The organism is Telmatocola sphagniphila, assembly GCF_018398935.1.
GTDB lineage: Bacteria > Planctomycetota > Planctomycetia > Gemmatales > Gemmataceae > Telmatocola > Telmatocola sphagniphila.
On the sequence record NZ_CP074694.1, the window covers coordinates 1536064 to 1561088 of the forward strand.

Consider the following 25025-nt stretch of genomic DNA (forward strand, 5'->3'; position numbering starts at 1 on the left):
CACTAGAATCGATTACCATTTTGAGATTCGAATCCGGAGGTTGTTCACTTTTTGGCAGCCGGCTGAACTTTCACATCCACGCGGTAAGAAAAAACGGGCCCGCCCTGATCATTCGCTTCCGTGATCGAAAAGTAATATTTCCCATCCTTGGCAATGACATATTTCAGTTCTGGATCGCGACTGCCAGACATGTCATCGACCAGTTTAAGCAGGTTCTTCTCGCTGTCGTAGAGGCTCAGGATCGGGTCCGTGATGGTTTTCAATCGGGACGCCCAGACGCTCAGTTCCAGGTTATCTCCTTGCTTGAGTTCCAGGCAGTAAACATCCACATCCTGAGGTTTGCCAATGGTCCCCTCAATGACTGTAGGAGCTTGGATTTTCTGAGCGGTGGAAAAGCCGTCATTGGGCTCCATTTCCCGAGTGATCTGACCGGGAAGATCAATGATGAGGATGAGAGGTTCCGAGGTGCTTTCTTTACTGACGAGCCTTAATTCCAAATTTTTCTCTGCGATCTTCTGCTTGAAGTTCAGCTCGACTTGAATTTCTGTATCACCTCCAGGTTGATTGGCGATCTTTTTGACACCACCGAGAATCTTAACCTCCACATTGGGGTTATTGCAGAGTACCTGAGACACATTCTCAAACTTCGAACCGCGAATCAGAACTTTAGGCTTGTCCTGAGCTAAAATTCCTAGTGGTGCCCAGGCTCGGATTTTCGGAGGATCAGCTTTTTTGCTTTTCTCTTTATCCTGAGCCCTAGATGGCAAGTTTGCGCTGAGAAAGATCGCTACGCACCATAACCCTCCAAAGCTCAAATACCGCTGGAACATGTTCCACCTGAAAATTTCAGAGAGGGATTAGTTAGGCGAAGAGTCCCTTGATCATTTCCCCCTGATCCAGAATCTCGATCGGACGGCCATCCGGAGTGTGGATGATCTTTCTCGGATCGATACCCAGGGAAGAGAGTATTGTGTAGCAGACATCTGCCGGTGGGATGGGCTGAGTAATGGGGTACCCCCCCTGCTTGTCCGTAGCCCCAATGACCTGACCGCGACCCACGCCGGCACCCGCAAACAGAATGGAGGCAGCCTGCCCCCAGTGATCCCGTCCCGTATCTTTGTTGATCTTTGGCGAGCGGCCGAATTCTCCAAAGCACGCGACTAGTGTGTCTTTGAGTAAACCTCGACTATCCAGATCTTCAATCAAGGCCGAATAACTGCTGTCGAATTCGGGCAGTTTTTTATCGAGTCCTTCAAAAATCTTGGCGTGATGATCCCAGCCGCCAAAATTAATGGTGATAAATTTGACTCCCCCTTCGATGAGCCGTCGTGCCAGCAAGCAGCTTTGTCCAAAAGTCGTTCGACCGAAGCGATCTCGCGTTTTCTCCGATTCCTGTTCGATCGCGAAGGATTTACGAGCTTCGCTGGAAAGAATCATATCGGAGGCGCGCTTGCGAAATTCGTCGTACGTCGCGATCTGGTCGTTTCCCTGGACAGTTCTGGCTAGATTATCGACGGTTTCCAGTAACTTGGCTCGGCGCTCCTGCTTTTTGATCCCGACTTCCTCGGAAGGGCTGACATCGCGTACCTTGTAGTTCTTCTCATTCGGATCGCCCGCTCGAAAGGACTCGTAGCGCCCACCGAGAAAAGCACTCTTCCCCAACTCCCAGGTGAAAGAGGGATTTCGGGGAATCGAGACGTAAGGAGGCAAAGTCTTGGTAAATCCGGATTCTTTGGCCACCACAGCTCCGATGGCCGGGTAATCGCCGAAGGGGGAGCCGAAACGACCCGAGAGTGCCCAGTTGGTCGCCGTTTCGTGATGATCGTTGTTATGGGAGGCGGAACGAATCAACGTCACCTTATTCATGATCTGGGCGGTTTTAGGTAGTGACTCTGCAATTTGCAAACCTTTTACTGATGTCGCAATCGGCTTGTACTTACCTCGAATTTCTTCAGGAGCTTCCGGTTTCAAATCGAACGAATCGTGGTGTGAAAGACCGCCGCCGAGATAGATGAGAATCACCGATTTAGCTTTAGCTGACTTATCGCTGGCGACGGACTGGAGTTTTAGGAAGTCGGTCAGGCCGAACGACAGCGGAGCGAGGGCACCCACCCGAAGGAATTGCCGACGATTGTGCTGGATATGAAGCATGGTCTCACCATTAATGGTTGAAAGCAAAGTCTTTGGAATTCAATAACGCCCAGAGAAGATCGGAATAAACCGCTTCCAGAGAGTCTCCCTCGTTCAACATTTTCTGAACCGTTTGCACTTCTTTTTCCGTGGGAAAGCGAGTCAAACTGCTCAGAAATAACTCCCGAATATTATCCTCGCTTGAAGCGCCGGTTTTCAGTCGTTGCTTCAATCGTCCAGAATCCGCTTTAAATTTTCGAAGGATCTCTTCACCATTTTGCAAATGCAAAAGTTGGGGAAGTGTGACATCGCCGTTTCGCTCGCAGGCGCAGGCCGTCACTCGCTCCGATTTCCCAAACATCCCCAGGAAAGCATTGTTCGTAATCGCGTCGGGAATTTGAATCGCTCGAATGCCCTGCGGGTAGCCGTTGTAATTGTCTGGAACGAGCGTTACCTGCGCTATGGCATCGGCCAGGACTTCCGCCGGAAGCCGACGCGCGTAATAATGCGAATAAAAACGCTGATCGGTTTCATTTTCCTTGCAGGTGGTTGCAGAAACTTGATAGCTTCGGCTGTTGACTATAATTCTCATCAATTTTCGGAGATCGTAGCCGTTCTGGATGAATTGCTGGACTAGAAAATTCCAGAGTTCAGGATTACTGGGAGGGTTTGTGGCCCGGATATCATCCACTGGTTCGACCAAACCAACCGCGAAGAAATGCTTCCATAGCCGATTCACCATTGCCCCCGCAAAGGCTTCGTTCCTGGGATCCACAATCCAAGCGGCCATTTTTCTTCGAGGATCCTCGCCGGTCGCTATTTCAGAACTCTTTCGATCCAAGGTTTGTGGCTTCAGAAACTGGCCGGTTCTGGGTTGATTCACGCCGACCGGTTTTTTGTTCTCGTTTTCATCGGGATGGGAAATTTTGAGTAGGCTCGGCCCTTCCTTGGAATCTTTGCGTTCGATTTTGATGCGAGAGAAATATGCCGCGAAATGATAATAATCGTCCTGAGTGTATCGCTCCAAGGGATGATTGTGGCATTGAGCACAACCGATCCGGGTGCCCAGAAACGCTTGAGCTACGGAAGCCACTACCTCGGAGCGATCCGCATGGCGATTCTCACCGACCGTCACTATGTAATAACCGACTTCGGGATGGTCCTCGGAAGAACCACTCGAGGAAATCACTTCCCGAACCAATTCGTTCCAGGGGCGATTCCTGGCGACCTGTTCGTGTATCCAGCCGTGAAAAGCCCGAACGCCTTTATTACCGCGAACGTCGTGGTCGCGTTCTTTGCGGTTCTGGAGAAGGTCATCAAGTTGTAGTGTCCAGAAATCGACAAACTCGGGAGAATTGAGCAATTCTTCAATGAGCCGAGAACGCTTGTCCGCCGAATTGTTTTGAAGAAATTGTTTGGCTCTTTCCGGTGTTGGGAGTGTGCCGGTCAGATCGAGGCTCACTCGACGCAAAAATTCGGCATCCGTTGTTAAATGGGCAGGTTCTATCCCCAACTGATCCAGCTTTTTGAAAATCGCATCATCAATTTGATTGTTACGTAATGTCAGTTTTTCCCGAGGGACGGTATGGCCGCTGGGTACAGTAACCAATGAGACCGCGACTTCCGTCAAAAACGACGCCCGAATGGCCGTAGCACCCGATCGAAGGACATGAACCAGACCTTTGGGTTCAACCGTGACTTGGCTGGCGTCGTTCGATTGAAATTGCGTTAGCCAGGTAACTTCCGATTTCTGGCCATTATCCCAACAGGCAAAAACCTGAATCGGATAGGTCTCTCCAGAACGAGAGATTTTTTCAGACGGGCTGATTTCCAACCGGGTGAGCCTTGGTTCCGTCTTAATCGGTCCCGGAGTGCCCGCTCGAATCCAATTCAAAAGGGTTTGATATTCCCGTGAGCCGGTTTCGAAGAGCTTTCCGCCCGCATGAGATCCGTCGCCAATCGATTTCTTCAGAAGTAAGCTTCGCTCGGGAGAGGAACGATCAATTCGTCGCCCTTCGAATTCCCGGGTAATCGACTGAAAATCCTGATCGGGAGCATAGCCTCGCAGTGAGAGACGAAAGCCGTTCTGCCCCGCACTTTTACCATGGCAACTGCCCTGATTGCAGCCTTGTCGAGTCAGTAAAGGAATGATCTCGTTTTGAAAAGAAGGAGACTCCTCCGAACGAGCGGGCAGCGGCAAAAGCAGTAGAACAAAGAGTCCCAACGTATAGGCGGGTGCCCACCAGCGTTGCATGGAGTGTCCTTGGAATTAAATGCCAAAAAAGGGTGATCAGGTAGGTAATTGAATTCTACCTGAGACTCCCCTAGCCCGCAAGTTTAATCCCAGGGGCTGCAAACTACTTATTACCGGGCAATTCTGGGATGAAGCAACCAACGGCGGGCGTCGTAGTCGCAGTTGGCTTGTCGCCTTTCGCTATCGAACTCAGCACGGCGTAAAGATCTCGCTGATTGGGAGCAGATCGTTTTTTGCCAATAGAGGGATAGCGATCATCGATTCGTCCCTTGTAAACAATCGTACCATCCGGGATCACCACTGCTACCTCGGGTGTATGTGTAACAGTAGTAGCTTTGACGAGTCGGTGCTCGGTATCCCGGATCACCGGAATTTTCAGCTCGTAAGCCTTTTGATGCTTTTTCGCATCCTCTACCGATAGTTCCGGATCGACTTGGATGGCAAAGAATTTGATGCTGGAATTGTCAAATTCCTGAGCCATCTTGTTGATTTCCGGGATGTAGCTATTCGCGATCGGGCAATCCGTCGTCGTAAAGATCAGCACATTCGCTTTGCCTTTGTCCACTTGCAAAGGTTTGTGCTCCTTGCCATCCAGATCGAAGAATGCTTGGCTTTTCGGATCGGAGTTTTTTTTCTGCCCCGGCCCAGGTGAAGCGTCTTTCCAGAACGCCGGTGGGTCGATCCCCAACTTCTCCCAATGGATCACATCGCCGCGAAATCGGGAGCGCAAACCGGTCTGGAGGACATGGTTGCGAACTCCATTTCGCAAAGTATCCTTATTCGCTTCCTCGGCGGGCACCATCAGCAGATTGACCTGACCCATTTCGTCCTTCGAACCTTCTCCCCATTCCACAGCGATCGGCGGGCTGGAAGGATTTCGTGGATTCTCCGCTGTGTTGTCCCAGGTGACTTCCCCACGAATTTCGGTGCCCTTGGGTAACCGAATGAAATCCTTGTAGATGTATTGACCCTGCCAGTTGAAATCCCAATCGTGGATCGAGAAGAGCGTTTTTACCTCGCCGTCGGGTAACTTGGCAGTGGTTTTCATCGTTTTGCCGAGATAGTGAGCGTGCGAACCCGCGCCAAAAACATCCACATCCACTGGCAATTTATAAGAATCGGTTACTTTCAAAGTTTGGCCAGGAGGAATTTGTACCTTGGAAAAGATGCCGAACGCGGGCGGTAAAGCCAGGTTCACGAGCGTTCGTTCCGGAGGTTTATTCGCGAAGAAAAGACCGACGGTCAGCTCTTCATTCACCGCTTTCCCGGCCAGGTGAAAATGTGTCTGCAATACCAGATCGGATCCTTTTTTCAGCGGATAGGCAATTCCTTCGGGAAGCCGAATGGGTGTGGCCCCCACGGCCCAACCACCCAGACTTCCCGTGGGACGAAAACCCATTCCCTGAAAGCCCGGCTGCCCGGTAGTTTTCTCTTTCGCACGAGCCCGTCCGGAATTATCGAGGAAATAGAGAATGTGATGAACGACCTCAGGAGCCGAGGCACGGAATTCCACCGCCGTGACCCATTTATCTTCTTGGATTGGTAAGGGGATCACGAAATTTTGATAGATATCAGGTCCTTCCGAAGGAACCTGAAACGGACGGCTCATCTTCACTATTAAATCCGGTTTACCCAGCTGCCAGCCCACTGCGAATTTGGGAAGTTCGGGCACTTTCTTGGGGTCTCCCTCAGCCATGCCGGTTTCCACCCACTTTTCAAAGAGGGCAATCTTGTCTTCCGAAAGTCGCCTTTCGTTTCGGAAGGCATATTCGCCCCGGTCGGGCTGCCATGGTGGCATATAGTGATCCTTAACCACTCGCAGCATGGTTTTGCCATGTTTACGAGTATCGCTGTAATTTAACAGCGAAAACGGAGCGACTTGTCCCGGCCGATGACAGGAAGTGCAATTTTCAAAAACTAGTGGTGCAATGTGTTCAGAGAAAGTGACCTTCTCCGGTAAGAGCTCAGCGCCAAAGCCGCCGTGAACCGAACCGAAAAACACGATCAGAAAGACAACTATCTTGGACATGAAATTACCCTTTACGTCTGTAGCTCAGGATAGCTTACCTTATTTCAACCCGGAACTTCGCGGTCGGTTACGCAATTCGTAAATTTCCGTGTATCCGCCTGCTAAAATTGCTTAAGAGATTTTTCCATCAGGGCGTGAGCGATGCTGAGCGATGCGGATAAACGTCGCTTTGAGACCTGGGTAAGAAATGTAAGCCCTCGCGCCATAGTGTACGCTCGTTCTTTGCTGCAGGATCAGAATCAGGCGGAGGATGTCGTTCAAGAGTGCCTCTATCGGCTTCTTCGCCGATCTGAGCATTATGATCTTGAGAACGACGGGATGAAACTCCTCTTCACTTCCATTTCTAACCTGTGCATCAATCAAACTACCCGAAAAAAGTACTTGCTGAGTCTGGATGGAATCAAATCGGGCGATGACCAACCCGTGGCACTTGCCGATCGCACTGCCCTACCGCCCGAGGTAATCGTTCAGTATCAGGAGACGCAAACTCGCATCCGGGATGCACTTCTGCAACTGCATCCGATGCAGAGGGCCGCCGTGGAGTTAAGGGCTTTGGGAATGTCTAAAGAGGAGATTGCTTCGACGCTGGAAATATCGGCGACTAACGCCGGGGTTCTGGTTTATCGGGCCAGAAAGGCCCTGTTGGAACGCCTGCCGGACCTTTTTGCGAAAGACTCCAACGAAAGCTTGTAACGGGAGTTCAACGATCGGGTTAATAAGTGGGTTGAGCGAAGATAGCGAGAAAAACTATGTCTAACCCCTCCCAGGATGAATTTCGAAACGGCCCTTCCGATATGGATCGTATCCTGCGGGAGCATCTGGATCGGGAAGCTTCTAAGGTGGATGTGGATACGATCTGGTCTCAAGTTAATAGCCGTCTTGAAAGCGACTCAACTCGAATTTCTGTGGAAGACACGAAAAAGACTTCTCGAAAACGGAGGGGCTGGCCTTATTCGATCGGTCTGGTGGCATCGGTCATCCTCCTCTGTTCAGTTTTGATAACGACAAATTCGGTGTCTGCTACGCCTTCTCAACTCGTTGAAAAAATTCGGGAAGAGATACCCGTCGGGCAAGATGCGTCGTATCGGTTGCAAGTCGAACTGTCGCCTATCGCCAGGGAATTATTTCCTCATCTGGGGGATTCTGTGATTCGGCAAATCTCGACGCGGGGTGTTCGATTTCTCGTCGAACCTGGTTTAGGAGGCCACGGAGTCTGGGGACGGGACGGTCTAGGACGGGTCTGGCTGGCTCCGAGAAAAGATTCTGCGATTCGGTTCGAGGAAACCGAACTACCGAAACCGCTGCGAAATCTCGTCAACACGATTGGTCTGGAACTCCGGCCGTTATTGGACGAAGTCCTCGTCGATTTCGACCTCTCCTGGGGAGAAAAACAAGAAAATGGCTTGCGTTCCATCGAAGCGAATCGGCGTGGAGTGCCGGGAATCTTTGGGGTTCGCAAAGTCACTCTTCTGATTAACGAAACCCAAAATCGAATTGTTTCTTTGAGGGCGACTCGCATCTTGCCCGGAGGTCACACGGCCGAAGTGCGGATGGAATTCCTGGGTTTTAAAGATCTCACTGAGGCTGATTATGTCGCCGAGACCCACATTGAGGAAGGAGCGAAGGTCAGCGACCGAACCCATCCGATTCAGCGCCGCCAATTGATGCTCCAATATTTCGGACAGGCATTTCCACCCGAGAATTGACTGCATTGGCTCAAATCCAAAATTCTCTGCGCGATTGTGGAACAATCCGGATCTTTCCCCACAATACATGGGCATGTCGCAGAGCAATTTTTTATCGACGCACTGGAGCATGGTTCTGCGTGCCGGTGCCAAAGATCAATCGGGGAACGAAGAAGCTCTCTCTTTCCTCTGCGAACGGTATTGGTACCCTCTTTATGTCTTCGTACGCCGTAAAGGTGTGCCGACCGAACAGGCAGAGGATGCCACCCAAAGTTTTTTTACCCGATTGATTCAGAAACAGATTCTGGAACATGCCCTGCCCTCACGCGGCCGTTTTCGATCCTTTCTTATGACGTCGATGCAAAATTTTTTAAGCAACGAATGGGATAAGGCTCGCACCGAAAAACGAGGCGGTGGAAGAAAACTGTTTTCCTTTGATGTCAATGAGGGTGAGTCCAAGCTCGGATTGGAGCCTTCCCATCAATTGACGCCGGAGAAAATTTTTGACCGGGCTTGGGCGATTCAACTTCTCGAACTGGTGGTTCGACGACTAAAAAAAGAGCAACTTACCAGGAAGAAGGGAGCGGAATTCGAGATCCTAAGCCCTTTCTTAGCCGGCCGATTTGCCGCCGAATCGTACGAGCAGGCAGCCCAGCAGTTAGGCATATCCAGCGAAGCCACACGTCAGGCGGCCTCTCGACTCCGAAAACGGTATCGGGAATTGCTGAGAGAAGAAGTAGCGCAAACCGTTTCAGCCAAAGAAGATATCGAGGACGAGATATTGAAACTTTTTGAAGCGCTTTCCGCATGAGCCTCCGATTTCCCCCCGCTTAAAAAAACTGGGAAATTATACTGTCACAATTTCCTGATTTCGCTTTATGTCAGCTCAGGATCGCTTTTTTTGAGGGATACTAAGTCATGAGCGAACAGAAAATATGCCCGCAATGTGGCTCTGAAATACCCGCCGATGCTCCCAACGGTATTTGCCCCAAGTGTCTGCTTGGAATGGCAATGCAGCCTTCCCAAACCGCTTCCCTCAATGCGACTGCATCCGTAGCTGCATCGTCAAAAACTACCTTTGTGCCTCCGACGGCAGAAGAACTGAAAGACGTTATTCCGCAGATAGAAATGTTGGAGCTATTGGCGACGGGAGGAATGGGCGCGGTTTACAAGGGGCGTCAGAAATCGCTCGATCGACTGGTAGCGGTCAAAGTCCTACCGCCCGACCTGGCCCAGGGTTCGAACTTTGCCGAACGATTCACTCGAGAAGCCCGAGCCCTTGGAAGGTTAAACCACCCCAACATCGTCTCGGTACATGAATCGGGACAGATTAATGGCCTTTACTACTTTGTGATGGAGTACGTGGAAGGTACAAATCTGCGGCAGTTGCTCAAAGATAAATCATTGACCCCTAAACAAGTCCTAGCCATCGTTCCCACGATCTGCGAGGCGCTTCAATTTGCCCACGATGAGGGTATCGTACACCGCGATATTAAGCCGGAAAATATTCTGATCGACAAAAAGGGACGCGTGAAGATCGCCGATTTCGGCTTAGCAAAGCTGCTCGGCAGCGATCACATCGAAGAGAACCTGACGGCGACTTATCAGATCATGGGGACGATCAAATATATGTCTCCCGAGCAGATGGAAGGAGCCAAAGATATCGATCATCGGGCGGATATCTATTCTCTGGGCGTCGTGTTCTACGAATTACTCACGGGAGAATTGCCGTTGGGCCGGTTTCCGGTACCCTCCAAAAAAGTTCAAATTGATGTGCGCTTGGACGAAATCGTTTTGCGGGCCCTCGAAAAAGAGCCTTCTCAGCGTTATCAGCAGGCCGGCGACGTGAAGACGGAGGTCGAATCGGTTGTTAATACTCCTGGTGCGGAAACGAGCAAACCGAAACCCGAATCACCTCCTCCATCCCCGAAAGCGAGAAATTTCTGGCGAGGTTCTCGCCCGAGAAACGCTATCCTTCGATTGGCTCAAGATCTCGATGAGATCGAGGATCCTTACTTTCGATGGGTCTGGTTTCCGTTAGCAGGACTTTCGCTCTTCATGCTCTTGGCGACATTGTGCATTTCCGCTTTGCATCCGCATGGCAGCAATGTGGAACTGTATTTTATGCTTTTTCTCAACATCGGTTTCGTATTCCTGGGGCTGAATCTTCTCCGATTCGTTCGGCGCAAATTTCTAATGATCGCCGACCCGGCATCGATATCGTTATGGAATCCGGAGCAGATTGAGTCCGCTCTAAAATCCTCTAGCGAGTGGCTGAAGTACACGGCATTTGCTTCATTTTTGAGCGGCCTCATGCTCGCCTGCTTCCTGGAGCATCCCCAGTTTTACGTTCTCGCTTTGGTATTATCGAATGGGCCACTTCTACTGGCGGCCAGGGCTTTAAGCCGGTCACGCTCCCCCGGCATTCTTCCCCCCCTTATCGCCATGCTCCCTTTGACCCCGGCAATCGGCCTGGGTTTGCCCCTGGGCATTCAACTCCTGAGAATGCTGTCAAGGCCGGAGGTGAAAGCTTTTTTCGAAGCGAAACGGGCTCCTCAGAATTCGGCTGGAGGTAATCCTTAGAACCGCGATTCGCGTGCTGATAGTTCTTTGACCTTTTTCCGTGTTAGACCATTACGATCTGATTGCGAATATCTTGATTGAGTTCATAAGATGGATCGCAATGCGAAGCACTTCCCCTCAGGCTTGGCTTATCGTCGGATTGCTGATCCCGGTGGCTCTGCTGAACTATCTGGATCGGCAGATGCTTGCTTCCATGCAAGCTTCCGTAATGACTTCGATTCCTTCGATTGAAACTCAGGCGAACTGGGGCCTAATGCTCGGTCAGTTCAAGTGGGTTTACGCATTTCTCAGTCCCGTTGGCGGTTTTGTTTCCGATCGTTTTGGTCGGCGACTGACGATATGCGGAAGTCTATTTGCCTGGTCGCTCGTAACGTTCTGGACTGGCCAGGTGGAGACTTATAACGAACTTCTCTGGGCCCGTTCCTTGATGGGCGTCAGTGAAGCATTTTACATTCCCTCAGCGCTCGCCCTCATAACCGAATATCATCCCAGTTACACCCGTTCTCGGGCCGTTGGTTTCCATCAACTGGCGATCTATCTCGGAGTGATCGCTGGAGGTTTCGGAGGGTATGTTGCATCTGATCCCCAACTCGGTTGGCGACTCGCTTTCCAAAGTTGTGGAATTATCGGAATACTCTATGCATTTCCCTTGTTCCTCCTTTTGAAAGACCACCAACGAGAGGTGACTCAGGGAAATCCGAAACACATCTCTCCTCTGGGAACATTGTCGGAACTGCTAAAGTTGCGCTCATTCATTCTACTGGTCTTCTACTTTACTTTGCCGGCGATGGCGGGGTGGATCGTGCGCGATTGGATGCCGGCCGTATTGAAAAAGCAATTTGAGATTAGTGAGGGAAAAGCGGGGGTCTCCGCCACACTCTATTGGCAAATGGCCGCGATCTTGGGGGCACTCCTAGGTGGCTGGCTGGCCGATCGCTGGAATCGAAAGTCGATTAAGGGACGAATTTACGCGAGTGCTTTGGGAACGAGTCTCCTGGTACCGGCGATTTTCGGTGTGGGCAATTCCAGCTCCCTGCAGATGGCAATCGCCTTCCTGATTATCTTCGGGCTCGGTTGGGGCTTTTTCGATTGCAATAATATGCCAATTCTTTCGCAAATCGTACGACCGGAACTTCGCGCCACCGGCTACGGCATTATGAATTTTGTCAGCATTAGCTGCGGTGGATTGGCCGACTGGGGATTTGGATGGCTGCGAGACAGAGAGGTACCAATTCCTATCATTTTCAGCAGCTTTGCGAGTCTGGCCATTGTTTCAGTAGTTTTGGTCCTACTGATCAAACCCTCTGAAAAATATTCGGATCGGATTTAGAACCTATGATAGGTAAACTCACAGGATTTATTGCGGCTACGCATACTCCATTCTTGGCCAATGGCGAACTCAATCTCTCGGTTATTGAAAAACAGGCGGCTCATCTGGAAGCGACGGGAGTTTCGGGAGTGTTCATCTGCGGTACTACTGGAGAATGTCATTCGCTAACGCTCCAAGAAAGAATGGATCTGGCCGAGCGCTGGAGTGCCGTGCGGCGAGGTACTAACCTCAAATTGATCGTCCATGTCGGCGCTAACTGTTTGACGGAATCCCGCCAGTTGGCAGCACATGCACAGTCTTTGGATGTGGATGCTATCGCTGCCATAAGCCCGAGTTACTTCAAACCAAAATCGCTCCAGGCTCTTATCGAGTGCTCGGCGGAAGTAGCTGCCGCCTCGCCGGCCTTGCCTTTCTACTTCTACGATATTCCCTCCATGACGGGCGTTAACTTTCCCATGTCTGACTATCTTGAGAAAGCCGCCGTGCGGATACCGAATCTCGCTGGCGTCAAGTTCAGCAATCCCGATCTGATGGAGTACCAGAAATGCCTGCATCTGGCTAATAGTAAATTCGATATGCCCTGGGGTACAGACGAGTACATTCTCTCAGCTCTTGCAGTAGGAGCTATCGGCGGCGTGGGGAGTAGTTATAACTTGGCCGCTCCAATTTATCGCCGTCTGCTGTCCGCTTTTCAGAGAGTAGATTTGAAATCCGCCCAGGCAGAACAATATCGATCCGTTCAGATCATCGATCTCATGATTCAACACGGCTACCTGGCCGCTTCAAAATTTGCTATGAACCAATTGGGAATCGATCTAGGAGGAGTACGCCTTCCCTTAACAAATCTGGAAGAAACTCAGAAGCGATCGCTTCAGTTATCCTTGCAGACTCTGGGATTTTACGATTGGATCGCTTTGTAAGGTTCTTATCGCTTTCTAAAGCAACTTAATTTTAATGAGCAACAGGCTTGATTCTGACGACGTCTGCGATCTCCCGGTTTCTACGATCTTTACTCTCCGCGCTGGGAACGTAAGCCCTGACATATTCTATACTTGCTTTTTCGGGAGTAACGGTTACTCGGAGGTGTCCGGAAGGTGGTAAAAATGTACCCCGGATGTAGCCATACTCGTCTGCATTCCGAAGCTTGTCGTATCCTGGGTGACCAGGCTGCGGGACCATGAGATAAAGGATATTATCCAGTTCCTGTCTCGCGTAGAAATGATCGTGTCCATGAAATACGGCCGAGACGTTGTACTTCAGCAACAACTGATGAATCGGCGTAGACCATCCGGGTCGTTTTTGCTTAAACTCGTCCTGACCCTCTTTGGATCTTCCTCCCCATTCGTAAAGGAGTGCGGCTTCGCTTCCCCCTCGAGCCGATTCATCCAGGCCCCCCACAAGATGATGTATAAACACGAACTTGTATTTGGCTTTGGAGGCCGAGAGAGTTTTCTCCAACCATTTGAATTGTTCTTCGCCGAGTGTACGTCCCCAATTTCCACTGCTATCTTTGCCCCGACCCCTTTGATTGGTTTTCCAGAAGGGATCCAGAGCGATAAATAATGCGTCCCCCCACTCCCAGGCGTAATAATTTTCTAATCGGCCGACTGATTTGAGTTCCGTTTTGTTACCTGTATAGAATCCATCGGGATAGGGATTGGGAAAATATTTCTTTCTAGTCAAACAGGACCAAGAAGACATGCAGTCGGATGTTCCATCGTAGCGATCTAATTTTTCACCATCGTGATTACCCAACACCAAAAATAGTGCTGCAGAATTTGCAACCTGTCCCAGATAGTATCGCTGGGCGAAGTATTGCGGGAGCGCATCCTTGAACCTTTCATATTTATCCGTCATAAACGTGTCGCCCACATCGATGTGAAAATCGGGGTTATCGGCCAGGACATTCGCCAGTGTCTTCTCGTAAACGGCGATACGAGTTCCTTGATCGAGGTGGGAGTCGGATTGAATGGTAAAAGTGAATGCTTCCCCTCGAGATCTTGCAGTGTGAAACCGGCCTTCCGGGAGTGAAGTATATTCAGAGACCGCAGGTTCTCGATAATAGAACTTGTAGAAGTATTGTTTATCCGCTTGCAGATCTTTTAGAATAATTTCGACCGGATCCTCCGGAGAGAATTTCTTGCTTTCAGTTTTCCCGGTATAGCCGCCGCTTTCAGTTCCATATCGTATGAATCCTTCTGCATTTTTATAAGCAAGGATGCTGCAGGTGATGCTCCTGGAAGTGGGACGAGTAAGTAGAATGTCGACGGGATGAACTGGAGCTGGCCCAGTAAAAATATGCTTTGGATCCGACTTGTCGCCTTGCTTTTTCTGAGCCAGGGATTGCATGGATTGCTCGTCAAATGCAATGGGCAACAGAACCAACAAAATCAAGCTCGCGAACAATCGTCCAAAATAAATCATGTTCATTTCCGGCATTTGGAATAGCATTTCAGGAATTAACAATAACTAGAATTTAATCGGCAAACTGGTTAGCTTTTTTGTGAAGCCGATCGAGAGGAGATTTGATAATTGTGAGCAATCTCACCTGATCTTCGCTTGTCACTTTCGTCTTTAGGGAGATAGGTTCGAACGTACTCCACTTTCACTTCGGAGGGAGAAACGGTAACTTTCAGAAAACCTGAATTAGGAAGCTTAACTCCCGTCTTATAGCGATCTTCGTTATAGGCGACATAGCCGTGATCCGAAGGCATCGGAAGCTCCTGGTAAATGATTCCGTCTTTTTCCTGCTTGGCATAAAGGTGGTCGTGACCCTGAAAGAAGATAGTCACTTTGTGCTTCACCATCAGTTGATGGATCGGCATCTCCCATCCGGGCCGCTTCTGTTTAAATTCCCAGTCTCCCCGTTTGTTCTTGCCTCCCCATTCGAAAAGATCGCATTGATCTATTCCACCCCGTCCGGAACCGAGTACGTGATGCGCGAATACAAATTTGTACTTGGCAGTACTCTCCTCTAGTATTTTTTTGAACCATTTATATTGCATGTCTCCCAGTGTTTTTCCCCACCAATCGCCCTCTTTGGACTTTTTGTCTTCTTTGCCCTCAGTTCCTCCCGCGAAGCCGCTATCGACCAGCGTAGGCGAGTGCCAGTAGTTATCGAGAACGACAAACAGTGCATCTCCCCAGGTCCAGGAGTAATAGTCGCGGAGAAGCCCAATTTCCTTTAAGGGCTCCGAGTTGCCTTTATAAAATGCATCGGGTTCGGGCATGGGATAATATTTATTTCGCGCTTTTTGCACGCCCACGGCCACGGCATGGCGAACATCTTTTTGATTGTAATTGAACAACGAGCCCTGCTCGTGATTGCCGTTTACCAGATAGATGGGTGCGGTTTGCCCGACCAGCCCCAGAAAGGGGCGTTGGAGCGTATAAGGTTCCGCGAATCCCTCCGGAGTATGATTTTTTACTTTGTCGACACTGAAATCATCGCCGATACAGATGTAAAAATCGGGTTGGGTGCGGGCGGCTTCGAGCAAGGTTCGGGCATATAAGTTGGGCTCAGACATTTGTGGTCTTTCGGGATGCGAATCACCTTGGACGGCAAACGTGAAAGTGCTTCCTTTGACACGCTGAGTATGAAAACGATTTTCGTCACGCGGAGTATAAGTTTTTTCGCCCGACTTTCTCAACTGAACACGAAAAAAGTATTCTGTATCAGGTTTCAATTCTTCTAGTGTAAATTCAAGGGGTTCCTGAGCAGCCAGCGAATAAACCTTGGTTTTCTGGGTATACTTGCCCGAGGAATATCCGTAGTCCAGATAGATTTCGGCTTTGTCCTTGCTGAGAGCACTAACCACGATGGATCGATCCGTCACACGTCCTAGAATTATCGAAAGTCTGTCGTAGCTGGAAAGCGCGGAGGGCAGAACATACGAACCTGCGTTATTCCCCTTTTTCCCCGGGCTTTTCGGCTGCTGGGCGAATAACTTGCCGAGCGTGATCCAGTTCAGCAGATATAAGATTGCTGCAACGAACTTACGTCGATTCGGGTAAATATTCATAACTGCCGCTTTCTTACCAAATCTTGTTCGGTATCAGTCGTCTTCAACAACTTTACGATTGGATTCGTGGTGGCTTTCATGATGGAAAAAATCCGGAGGCAACTGTTTTAGTTCCACTAGATCGACCGAGACACTTCTCGGCCCTCCGCGAGCCCGGGGAAGGCCGTTGAAAATCATCTGGTAAACCAGACCAGTTTTTGAGTCATACCATAAGTCCACTTCCGCCGGACCTCGATACTCCTGAGACTTCTTCTCGGCATGCAGACCCAGCCAACCTTTGGTGTTTTTTGCCAAGAGTTTAAGATTGTAAGCCTCTTTTATTTTTTGAAGATCCTTCTGAAGATCCACGAACGGAATCCCCTGCTGATTGCCAGGAACCCCACCACGAAATCGGGAAAGATCCTTGCTGACTCGGACCGTTCGATTCGGCGGAGCGGACCAACTTCTCATTCCATCACAACCCGTGACGAATAATTTGTCATCCGTTTGTTTTCTTTCCAGAACGAATTGATCGGGATAGCGAACGTAGAGTTTAGCCTGATCGATGGGAGGCCTGTTCTCCTGCTCCGACTCGGGCTCCTCATCCAAGTTGCGAATGACGTAAGTTCGATCGATTCGGAGGGTCGATTTCTCAATTAATTTTTCTAATTCCGAAGCAGCACTTCTGGATGTTGGAATCAAATAGATCCCCAAAAATAGGGCAAAAGCCAAACACACGCAAGCCGCGTACACCAATTTCTTCCTCATTCCTCCGCCCCAAGTGTTGGGGTAGGTTGAGTTGTCACGGCCATTTCGCGGAGCTATCGCCATTTGAGGTCGTACCACCTCACGTAGACGGTTGTGTAGTTGAACGGATTCCACGAAAAGTACGATGTGTGCTTCGTCCGCTTTCAACCAGGTATTCAGCTCAAATTCCTCCTCAGAGCTCAGGCAGCCATCCAGGTGGCCGTTAATCAGATAGGAATATCTTCCGCTCATAAGATCACCTCGGCCGCTTTCTTGCGTTCGAGGCAATCCCTGAGTCGATCCCGGATTCGCTGCAAGGCCTTTGCCACTAAATTCGGTGTCATTCCCATCTGATCACTAATCTGGGCTGGCTTCAGATCCTGCTGGTATCGAAAATTGCAAAGGGACTTCGCTTTGGAGTCGAGTTTTTCGTAGCACTCCGTCAGATAGTCCAGGCCGTTCTCTTTAAGCGAGGAATTTTCGAAAGCCTGCGCGATGCGATCGACTGTTTCCGTATCGAAAGCTAATCGATCTCGGTTCTTGCGCCGAAAATATAAGTGGATTTGATTTCGAGCGATGCCAATACACCAACCGAGGAAGGAAGCTTTGGGATCGTATCTCTCGAAGGATTCCAACACGGCAACGGCAATTTCCTGGAGGAGGTCGTCGCGATCCTGAAAATCTCTCACTTGAGAAGTGATGAAGGCCGACACAGTTGGGACGGCCAAAGTCCAGAGTTTCGTCGCTTCTAGATATTTCTGATTCATTCTTCCCGCCCGGCGGATTCGTGCCTAGCTTCCCCGCTTGGCTTTTGAGAATGCCAATGCTTCCTGCAATTGAACGATGGCCGAGTTGAGCTCGCTGATAGCTCCTCCCGATTTACTGGGAGAATTTTTTATGAGCGAAATGGTACTTTGCAGTTTAGTGATGCACTGCGCTAGCTGGGCATCGGATAGTGCCTGGGGTTCACTCAGCTGATTGCCGGAAGTTTTCTTCGAAGATCCCGCACTCGGAGCCGTACTGCCCTTTCCAGCGGCCATTTTCCCACTGTTGCCAGAACTCCCGCTCGCTTTTTTCCCACCGGTGTGTGAGCCTTTATTCGCCTGCTTCAATTGATGTTCTGCGGCAACAATGTCCTTCACCGCCGCCCCTCGATGGCCTCCATAATCATGATCCGCATTATCCAATATGGCTTTGATTGCTTGGAGATTGTTCAAAGCTGTGGTAAGAGTCGAATTGGAATTACTGGTATGTCCTTTGGTTGCGCTCCCCAAACTCCCCGCGTTCAGCGGAGGGGCTGCATGACTGGTCGAGCCAAATCCTAGCATAGCAATTGTTGGAACGGTAAGAAATCGCAGCGTAAACATAAAAAAGTCCTCATGGAGTGAAATGAAATCGAATCGGGAGAGAAAACTGGAACAATGTTGTCTGCGAGTTCTTCACCATCGATCATTCGAATGATTTTTGCTTTCTCTCCACACACCATTGCTTAACCGCCGAGGCAGATTTATGACACATATTTTCTTGAAATCCCCTTTTTTCATCTCATTGCTACGAAGATGATGCCTGCCAAGTTGAATTTCTGGCCTCAGACGAAAATTCAGTGGAGGGGCATCGATTTGTCTGGAAGATTAATCCCTCCGAACCAAAATAACTCCGATTACGGAACGACGATCAGAAATCCGATACTCCACGCGAAGGGTACATGCGTATGGCAAAGTTTGAATCTAAATCTTACCCGAACATTTTGCGTCTTCACTGGATGGTACTGCTGACAGTTTGCTTCGATTTGAACTTAAAATCCTCGATCGCCGCTGAGGATTGGGGTAGCTACTCAATAGTTCCTTCCAGCGCTACTGGATTCGTTTTGGAAGCTGTCGGATCTCAATCGAAGGAAGGGGCTGTCGTCTCCATTAACAAGCCCATGGCAACCGAGAACCAGAAATGGGTGATTGTTGCCAGGGGTAAAGATCGCTACTTGATTAAACCGAGTCTGTCATCGACACTCGTTCTGGCCGCTTCCGAAGGTGGCAAGAAAATGGGGACAGCCATCGTTCTCGAAAAGGAGAATGGCAAACCCTGGCAGGAATGGAGTCTGAAAAAAAATGAAAATGGTTCCTACTGTATAATTCCCGCCCACGCTCCCGGACTGGGTCTGGACCATTTTGGCGGCAAAGCCGCGGTTGGAGCCCGGGTCGATCTCTGGGAAAATCGGCCGGGAGATCAGCATCTGGAATGGTTCATCAAGCCGTTAGCCGGAACCGAAAAAGCGATTGCCAACGGTATACTCGAGTCGCCACCCAGCACATATGTCGCTCCGGAAATCCAGGCCGAAAAAATACTTAAGGGGCAGCTCAAAAGTTTCACTTTCAATTCGAGCAAGATCTTCCCCGGCACTGTTCGAGAAGTCAACGTGTTCATACCCGCCCAGTACAATGGAGCGAAACCCGCCTGCGTCTATGTGAAAACCGATGGCTTTAATCCTAAGGAACAGGAATTGATGGAGAAAATGATCGCCACCAAGGAAATGCCTGTGACCATAGGGATATTTGTTCGACCCGGAGATTTACCGGCACCCATGAAGAATACGATGGGACGACGCAACCGTTGCCTGGAATATGATGGGATGGGGGATAACCACGTTCGATTTCTGCTCGAGGAATTACTGCCCTACATAGCCAAAGAATATCAATTGAAACTATCAGACAACGGAGACGATCGCTGTATCGCCGGAGGTAGCAGTGGTGGAATTGCTGCATTTAATGCGGCCTGGGAACGGCCAGAAGCTTTTAGCCGGGTCTATGCCAATAGTGGAAGTTTCGTCGCTTTTCGAGGCGGCCACGAGTTTCCGACACTCGTTCGTAAATTCGAAGCGAAGCCGATCCGCGCTTATCTCACCACCGGCATGCACGATATGGAAAATTGTGCCGGCGATTGGTTCCTGATCGACCTGGAAATGGATAAGGCCCTGAAATTTTCCGGTTACGATTACAAGTTTCGAGTTATCAAAGGCGGCCACGTGGCTGGGTATTACGACTACTACGAAGAAGCGATGAGTTATCTCTGGAAGGATTGGCCTAAGCCGGTTAAGGCAGGTCCGAGCGCTCCCCGCGTGCAGGATATCATTCTTCCGAATGAATCCTGGAAGTTAGTGGCTCAAGGGCTTCGAGGAATTACAAGCTCGGGGGTTACGAAAACTGGGGAAGTTCTCTTTCTGGAAGCCGATGCTAACAAGATACTCCGATACGATCTGGAGGGGAACATCACTCTGTTCACTCCCAATGCGGAGCAAGCTTCTTGTATGTGCGTGGGGGCTCAGGGAGAAATTTACGTCGGTTCGAAAACATCCGGAAAGATCTTGAAGATCGAATCAAATGGAGAGCGTTCCGTCTTAGTGGAGGGTTTGCCCCCTCAGCAATTGTTAGCCATGCCGGATGGAAGTCTCTACGCAACGAGCAATGATGCAAAACTCAAGGATTCGGGGAGTATCTGGCTCGTCAAGGCGGGCAAAAAAACTCAGGTCGATTCGGGATTGAAATATGCCAGCGGTTTAGCCTATCGACCCGATCAGTGGCTTTTGAGCGCGGCCGATGGTCGCTCGAAGTGGGGCTACAGTTTTCAGATCCGCTCGGATGGAAGTTTGATCAACAAAGAGAAGTTCTTCTGGTTACACGTTCCCGATTGGGAGGACGATTCCGGAGCGGAATCGATGTGCTACACCAAAGAAGGCCCACTGTTAATAGCTACGCATTTTGGTGTTCAGGCCTGCGCGGACGATGGGCCTACACAAGTGATACTTCCTTTACCCGATCGCTCGCGTCTGCTCGGCGTCTGTCTGGGAGGCAAGGATCAGGATACCTTATTCGCTTTTACGTCTGACAAGATCTGGAAGCGAAAAGTTAAAGTGCACGGCGTCGGAGCTTTCACCCCCTGGCAACCCGCTCGTGGTTCGAAGCTCTAAATGGAAATGCGTGAGAATCGCCAGAGATTGTTCTCCTTCGAATCTCACGCTCCCCAATCGATTTCCCAAGTTTACTTGGATACTTTTTTCTCGAACTTATCCAATCGATTTCGAAGCTCTTCGGCTTCCTTCTTAAGCTTTTCAACCTCAGTCTGAAGTTTCTTCAGATCATCCGTCGGCATTTTGGCGTCGCGAATAGTCGTCACAGCCTTCTTGGCGGCCTCGACTAATCCCTCGTCCGATTCTTTCGAAGCGATTTCTTCGAGTTGCTTAAGAGCCGGCTTTGCCTGAGCACCCATACCTTGTAACGTTCTCACAGCATGAGATTTCAAACGTATTCCTTCTCCTGTCAACAGCGCGGCGATCGCCTCGACCGCACGATTTTGTTCGGCTTCTGTAGCCTTATCGGTTTTCACCAATCGGCTGAGGGCCGAAACCGCCGTGGAACGGCAGTCATAGGGTTTATCTTTTTTAGTCCAGTCTATGAGAGTAGTCAGCACTGCCAGATCCTGAGTGTTTGCCAGACCCTTGAGAGCGGCGTTGCGCAATGCTTCGCGATGCGAAGGTTTCTGCAACCAGGGGGTAAGGACTTTGATCGCATCGGGGCGTTTCTGGTTGGAATAGATAGAAATAGCTTCGGCCTCGATCGCAGCACTCTCATCCCCCTGATTCAAAATCGCCGACATGGTATCAGCGATCTTTTCATCTTTTCCAAATCGAGCCAAACTACTGGCAGCGGTTCTTCGCAATTTCGGATTTTTCACTTTCAGTTCTTCGAGTAAAGCAGCTTTGCATTCTTCGCCCCCCGATTCCGCCATAGCCGTCATAATAGCCTGAGCGACACCCGGTGTTTTCTCGAGAGGAAGCGCTTGGATAAGAACTTCACGATCCTGTTTGAGTTTGGATTTAGCAAAATGCCGGGCCGCAAAAACTCGCGAGACCGCCGTGGTTCCACTTCCGATTTGCCATACCCAGAGATCCCGCGATTTATCTTCTTTGATCTCGGCCAGGACCGCCTGATAAGGATCGATTTCGATTCCCAAGGGTCGAGTCGGACAAGGAATGTAGAAAGTCTGCTCCTTTTGAGTAATCGATTCCATGGCGATGAGTGGTTCCTGATTTTTCGTTCCAGCCAATCGGACTTTCAGTGGGAAAAAGAAGGGCTCGCCCGATTGAGTTTGTTTAACGATCACTCGAACCCGCTTTGGATCTGTTTCGTAGGCGGCGCTGACATCCAGCTTGGGATGGCCGGGACGTTCCGTCCAATCGAAGAAGAATTTTTCGAGATCCAAACTGCTGACTTTCTCCATAGCTCGACGGAAATCGACAGTTTCGACGGATTTCAGTCGATTTACCGTGAGATATTCTTTCAGACCCGCGAAGAATATTTCATCTCCGAGTTGCTGACGGAGCATATGAAGAATGAAAGCGCCTTTGGGATAAGCTCGGGCATCGAACATGGCATCCGGATTCGGGTAGCGACGATCGACCACCGGACGATTCACAGCGGATCGGGCTCCTTCTGCTTTACCCAAGATATTCAGAGAGTAAGCATCCGGACCGTTCGCATGTTCGTCCCAAAGGCATTCGCTATAACTGGCAAAACCTTCGTTCAGCCAGATATGCGCCCAGTCCCGGCAGGTCAACAGGTCGCCCCACCATTGGTGCCCTAATTCGTGGGAGATCAATCCTTCCGCATCCTCGTCCAAAGCGGCGCGGGAATCCAGAAGGCAATCGATCAAAGAAGTGGCACTGGTGTTCTCCATTCCACCTTCGATGAATTGCTCCAAAACAATCTGGGCATATTTATCCCAGGCGTAATCCACGCCGAATTTTTTGCTGAAAAGTTCGATCATTTCCGGCGTTCGATCAAAAGTTCGCAAAGCGTCTCCCTTGCGCGCGGGAGGTACGTAATACTGCACGGGTTTGCCTCGCCAGGTTTGTTCCACAACGGCGAAGGGACCGACTACGAGAGTAATTAAGTAGGAAGGATGGGGCAGTTCCTGTCGCCAATGAAACGTTACCATCTTGGTAGCCGGATCACTCTTTTTGCTAACCAGTTTACCGTTTGAAAGAACCTCATTCCCTTCAGCAACGGTTACGATGAGTTCGGTACTCTGCCGAATGCTGGGACGGTCGAAGCAGGGAATCCAGCAGCGATTCATAGTCGATTCCCCCTGACTCCAGACGGTGAGTGGGACATTCGGCTCTTCCGGGGAGGGAGCAAAAAAATAAAGTCCTTTTTTGGGGTTGCGAACTCGATAATCGATGATGAGTTCGCCTTCGGTTCCGGTGGGCAACGTTCGATCGAAATTCACAACCAGTTTCTCGCCATCGTGAGAGTATTTGATGGGTTTAGTCGTCTCTTTTGCAACTGCAAATTCCACCTTCCGAACCTCGAATGCTTCCGCATCAAGCGTGAGCGAATCGAGGTTGCGAAGCGAACTGAAAGAGAGTTGTGCTCGCGAATCGATCATCTTACCCGGCAGATCGACCTTAAGCTCGAGTCTCAGATTCCCAACATTAACCGGGTGATCGCCCGCGGTCCGGAGTGGTTCGCTGCCAGCGCTCTGCGAATACGCGGAATGGGTGCCCACCAGCGAAAAGAAGATGATGCCGATCCTTAAAACCAAGTCACGCATTCGTATCCATCCTTTAGAAAGCCTCGATAACGAAGGGAGTTTTACTGGCCCGTGCTCTTTCGCGAAACGACTCGGCGGGATGCACGGCTTCGCTTCGAAGTGGTCCGTGAAAATATTGAGATTTCTTCAATAAACGGAATTGCAAAATAATGGACAGATTTAGTTCAGGAAGTTTTTCCTAATCCGACATCCGCAATCCCGAGTTTTCTGGAATTATGAGAGCTTGAAGTCGGCAGTAAATCAATGGTTTAATGACTCGACGGCGGCTGAAAACCGAGTGATACCTGAAGTTGAAACTGAGCCCGATTGTAATCGATCGTCGCCTGAATCAACTCCTCGCGAGCATCCATGAGTTGTTTCTGACTATCGAGGATTTCAATCGGCAACCCGATTGCCTGACGAATTCGAAGGTATTCTGCGCGAAAACCCTCTTCAGAAATTTTAAGTTGGAGTTGAGCTTGTTCGATTCGAATTTTAGCTGCGACCGCACTAGCATACGCTTCCGAAACTTCGGTACGAATTTGATCGATCGTGGCATTGAGTCGTGATACGGCTTGGGAAACGACAGACATGTTTCGTTGCATCAGAGTCCGATTCCCCATCCCCGCATTTTGAAGGGTCCAGACTGCCGCAACATCAAAATCAACTCTTCCATCCAATCGGCTGTACGAATATGAAACGCGATCGCCTCCTCCGGTGATGGCGCCGTTGCTCAAACCTGCAAAAATAGTGGGGAGCCAGGGGCGTACCTGTTCCTGCCTCAATCTCGTCTTCGTCTCCGCCAACTCGTTGGTGCGAACTTTTATTTCCGGCCGATTAGCCAAGGCACGCGGAATCAGCTCTTCCAATTTGGCTTTTTCGTCCACCAAAGTGAGCGGTATAAGAAGTTGCGTGTCGAGATGTAACGGTTCGGAGGGATCCAAATTGATCAGGCCGGCCAGACGGGCGGAAGCCGCCCCGGCCTCTCCTTTCAAGTCGCGAATTCGCTTGTCGAGGAGTCGCGAATTCACTTCGGCTCTCTGGGCATCTGCCAATCGTCCCTGTCTAGCCTGCGCATAGGAACTCGTGATTCTGACAATTTCTGAAAGATCGCCTTGGCTCTGAATCAAACTCGCAATCCTGGATTCGTAGCCGAGTAAATCCCAGAAGGCCAAGCTGACTTCCAGCAGCATATTGTTTTGGACCGCTATTGCCTCGGCCGAGCGAGCCGCAAAGGTTTCAGACCGGGCTCTAGGCTCCAGATACATATCTCCCACAGGATAAACGATATGGACTCCGGGAATTCCCACCGTACCGGCACCGATTGCGTAGGCGCCGTTACCCATGTAAAGATTTTGGCGATCGGCATCGTAGATTAAGCCGCTCGATCTTTGAAGCACACCATAATGGAGATCGATGCCCACGCCGGCAGTGAGGTTAGGAAGCAGTTGAGCTTTTGAGGCTTGAAGGTTGGCATAGGCTTCGTTCACGATTTCTCGTGCGATCTGAATCGTGGGATTATCGACTCCTGCCAGTTGAAGCACTCCCGCAAGGTCAATTGTCCGATCTGGATTACTGGTGGCGTTTGCCGGGATTACAGAAGAATTACTTCTGGAATCCGGAATCTGTTCTGCCGCACTTACGAGCTGAATCTGGGGTGGTTCCGACGATTTCGCAGGTGTAC

General features: G+C 50.1%; 18 protein-coding genes. 7 read left to right on the plus strand and 11 right to left on the minus strand.

The features are described 5' to 3' along the window. Positions 1-44: 44 nt before the first annotated feature. From KIH39_RS06370 to KIH39_RS06385, 4 genes are all read right to left on the minus strand, one after another. Positions 45-635, minus strand: a complete 591-nt coding sequence (locus tag KIH39_RS06370; RefSeq protein WP_213498423.1) for a PPC domain-containing protein — start codon at positions 633-635, stop codon at positions 45-47. Positions 636-861: 226 nt separating this feature from the next. Continuing rightward, positions 862-2151 carry a DUF1501 domain-containing protein gene (locus tag KIH39_RS06375; protein ID WP_213498425.1) on the minus strand — a complete coding sequence of 430 codons (1290 nt, stop codon included), beginning with the start codon at positions 2149-2151 and terminating at the stop codon, positions 862-864. Between the two features lie 10 nt (positions 2152-2161). Then, complete coding sequence (locus KIH39_RS06380) at positions 2162-4384, minus strand: DUF1549 and DUF1553 domain-containing protein (RefSeq protein ID WP_213498426.1); 2223 nt, start codon at positions 4382-4384, stop codon at positions 2162-2164. Between the two features lie 103 nt (positions 4385-4487). Further along, positions 4488-6413 (minus strand): redoxin domain-containing protein, encoded by a 1926-nt coding sequence (locus KIH39_RS06385; RefSeq protein WP_213498429.1) that lies wholly within the window; start codon positions 6411-6413, stop codon positions 4488-4490. A 141-nt stretch (positions 6414-6554) separates the two neighbouring features. Between KIH39_RS06385 and KIH39_RS06390 the strand changes: the two genes are divergently transcribed. The 6 genes from KIH39_RS06390 to KIH39_RS06415 all read left to right on the plus strand — a co-directional run bounded on the left by KIH39_RS06390 (position 6555) and on the right by KIH39_RS06415 (position 12931). Next, positions 6555-7106: an RNA polymerase sigma factor gene (locus KIH39_RS06390; protein ID WP_213498431.1), complete on the plus strand. Its 552-nt coding sequence runs from the start codon at positions 6555-6557 to the stop codon at positions 7104-7106. A 56-nt stretch (positions 7107-7162) separates the two neighbouring features. Next, positions 7163-8119: a hypothetical protein gene (locus KIH39_RS06395; protein ID WP_213498432.1), complete on the plus strand. Its 957-nt coding sequence runs from the start codon at positions 7163-7165 to the stop codon at positions 8117-8119. 73 nt (positions 8120-8192) lie between these two features. Next, positions 8193-8909: an RNA polymerase sigma factor gene (locus tag KIH39_RS06400; protein ID WP_213498434.1), complete on the plus strand. Its 717-nt coding sequence runs from the start codon at positions 8193-8195 to the stop codon at positions 8907-8909. A gap of 107 nt (positions 8910-9016) precedes the next feature. Then, the gene (locus tag KIH39_RS06405; protein WP_213498435.1) at positions 9017-10681 is read left to right on the plus strand and encodes a serine/threonine-protein kinase; all 1665 of its coding nucleotides are present in this window, start codon (positions 9017-9019) and stop codon (positions 10679-10681) included. Positions 10682-10781: 100 nt separating this feature from the next. Then, positions 10782-12011, plus strand: a complete 1230-nt coding sequence (locus KIH39_RS06410; protein ID WP_213498436.1) for an MFS transporter — start codon at positions 10782-10784, stop codon at positions 12009-12011. Between the two features lie 5 nt (positions 12012-12016). Then, positions 12017-12931, plus strand: a complete 915-nt coding sequence (locus KIH39_RS06415) for a dihydrodipicolinate synthase family protein (RefSeq protein WP_213498437.1) — start codon at positions 12017-12019, stop codon at positions 12929-12931. Between the two features lie 31 nt (positions 12932-12962). Here the strand turns inward: KIH39_RS06415 and KIH39_RS06420 are convergent, their stop codons facing one another. The 5 genes from KIH39_RS06420 to KIH39_RS06440 form a co-directional block, all read right to left on the minus strand. After that, the gene (locus KIH39_RS06420) at positions 12963-14435 is read right to left on the minus strand and encodes a metallophosphoesterase family protein (RefSeq protein WP_213498440.1); all 1473 of its coding nucleotides are present in this window, start codon (positions 14433-14435) and stop codon (positions 12963-12965) included. 68 nt (positions 14436-14503) lie between these two features. Next, complete coding sequence (locus tag KIH39_RS06425; RefSeq protein ID WP_213498442.1) at positions 14504-16033, minus strand: metallophosphoesterase family protein; 1530 nt, start codon at positions 16031-16033, stop codon at positions 14504-14506. Positions 16034-16066: 33 nt separating this feature from the next. Next, entirely contained in the window at positions 16067-17011 is a 945-nt protein-coding gene (locus tag KIH39_RS06430; RefSeq protein ID WP_213498444.1) for a hypothetical protein, read from the minus strand. Next, on the minus strand, positions 17008-17526 hold the full coding sequence (locus KIH39_RS06435) for a sigma-70 family RNA polymerase sigma factor (RefSeq protein WP_213498446.1): 519 nt from the start codon (positions 17524-17526) through the stop codon (positions 17008-17010). Before KIH39_RS06435 ends, KIH39_RS06430 begins: the two co-directional genes overlap by 4 nt. Before the next feature lie 24 nt (positions 17527-17550). Next, a complete protein-coding gene (locus KIH39_RS06440) occupies positions 17551-18126 on the minus strand; it encodes a hypothetical protein (protein WP_213498448.1) in 576 nt (191 codons plus the stop codon). 344 nt (positions 18127-18470) lie between these two features. On the opposite strand from KIH39_RS06440, the gene KIH39_RS06445 reads away from it, so the two are divergent. Further along, positions 18471-20720, plus strand: a complete 2250-nt coding sequence (locus tag KIH39_RS06445) for an RICIN domain-containing protein (protein WP_213498450.1) — start codon at positions 18471-18473, stop codon at positions 20718-20720. Positions 20721-20791: 71 nt separating this feature from the next. On the opposite strand, the gene KIH39_RS06450 is transcribed toward KIH39_RS06445, so the two are convergent. Together KIH39_RS06450 and KIH39_RS06455 are read right to left on the minus strand one after the other, a co-directional pair. After that, on the minus strand, positions 20792-23362 hold the full coding sequence (locus KIH39_RS06450) for a M1 family aminopeptidase (RefSeq protein WP_213498452.1): 2571 nt from the start codon (positions 23360-23362) through the stop codon (positions 20792-20794). A gap of 248 nt (positions 23363-23610) precedes the next feature. Further along, a complete protein-coding gene (locus KIH39_RS06455) occupies positions 23611-24885 on the minus strand; it encodes a TolC family protein (RefSeq protein WP_213498454.1) in 1275 nt (424 codons plus the stop codon). Positions 24886-25025 lie beyond the last annotated feature (140 nt).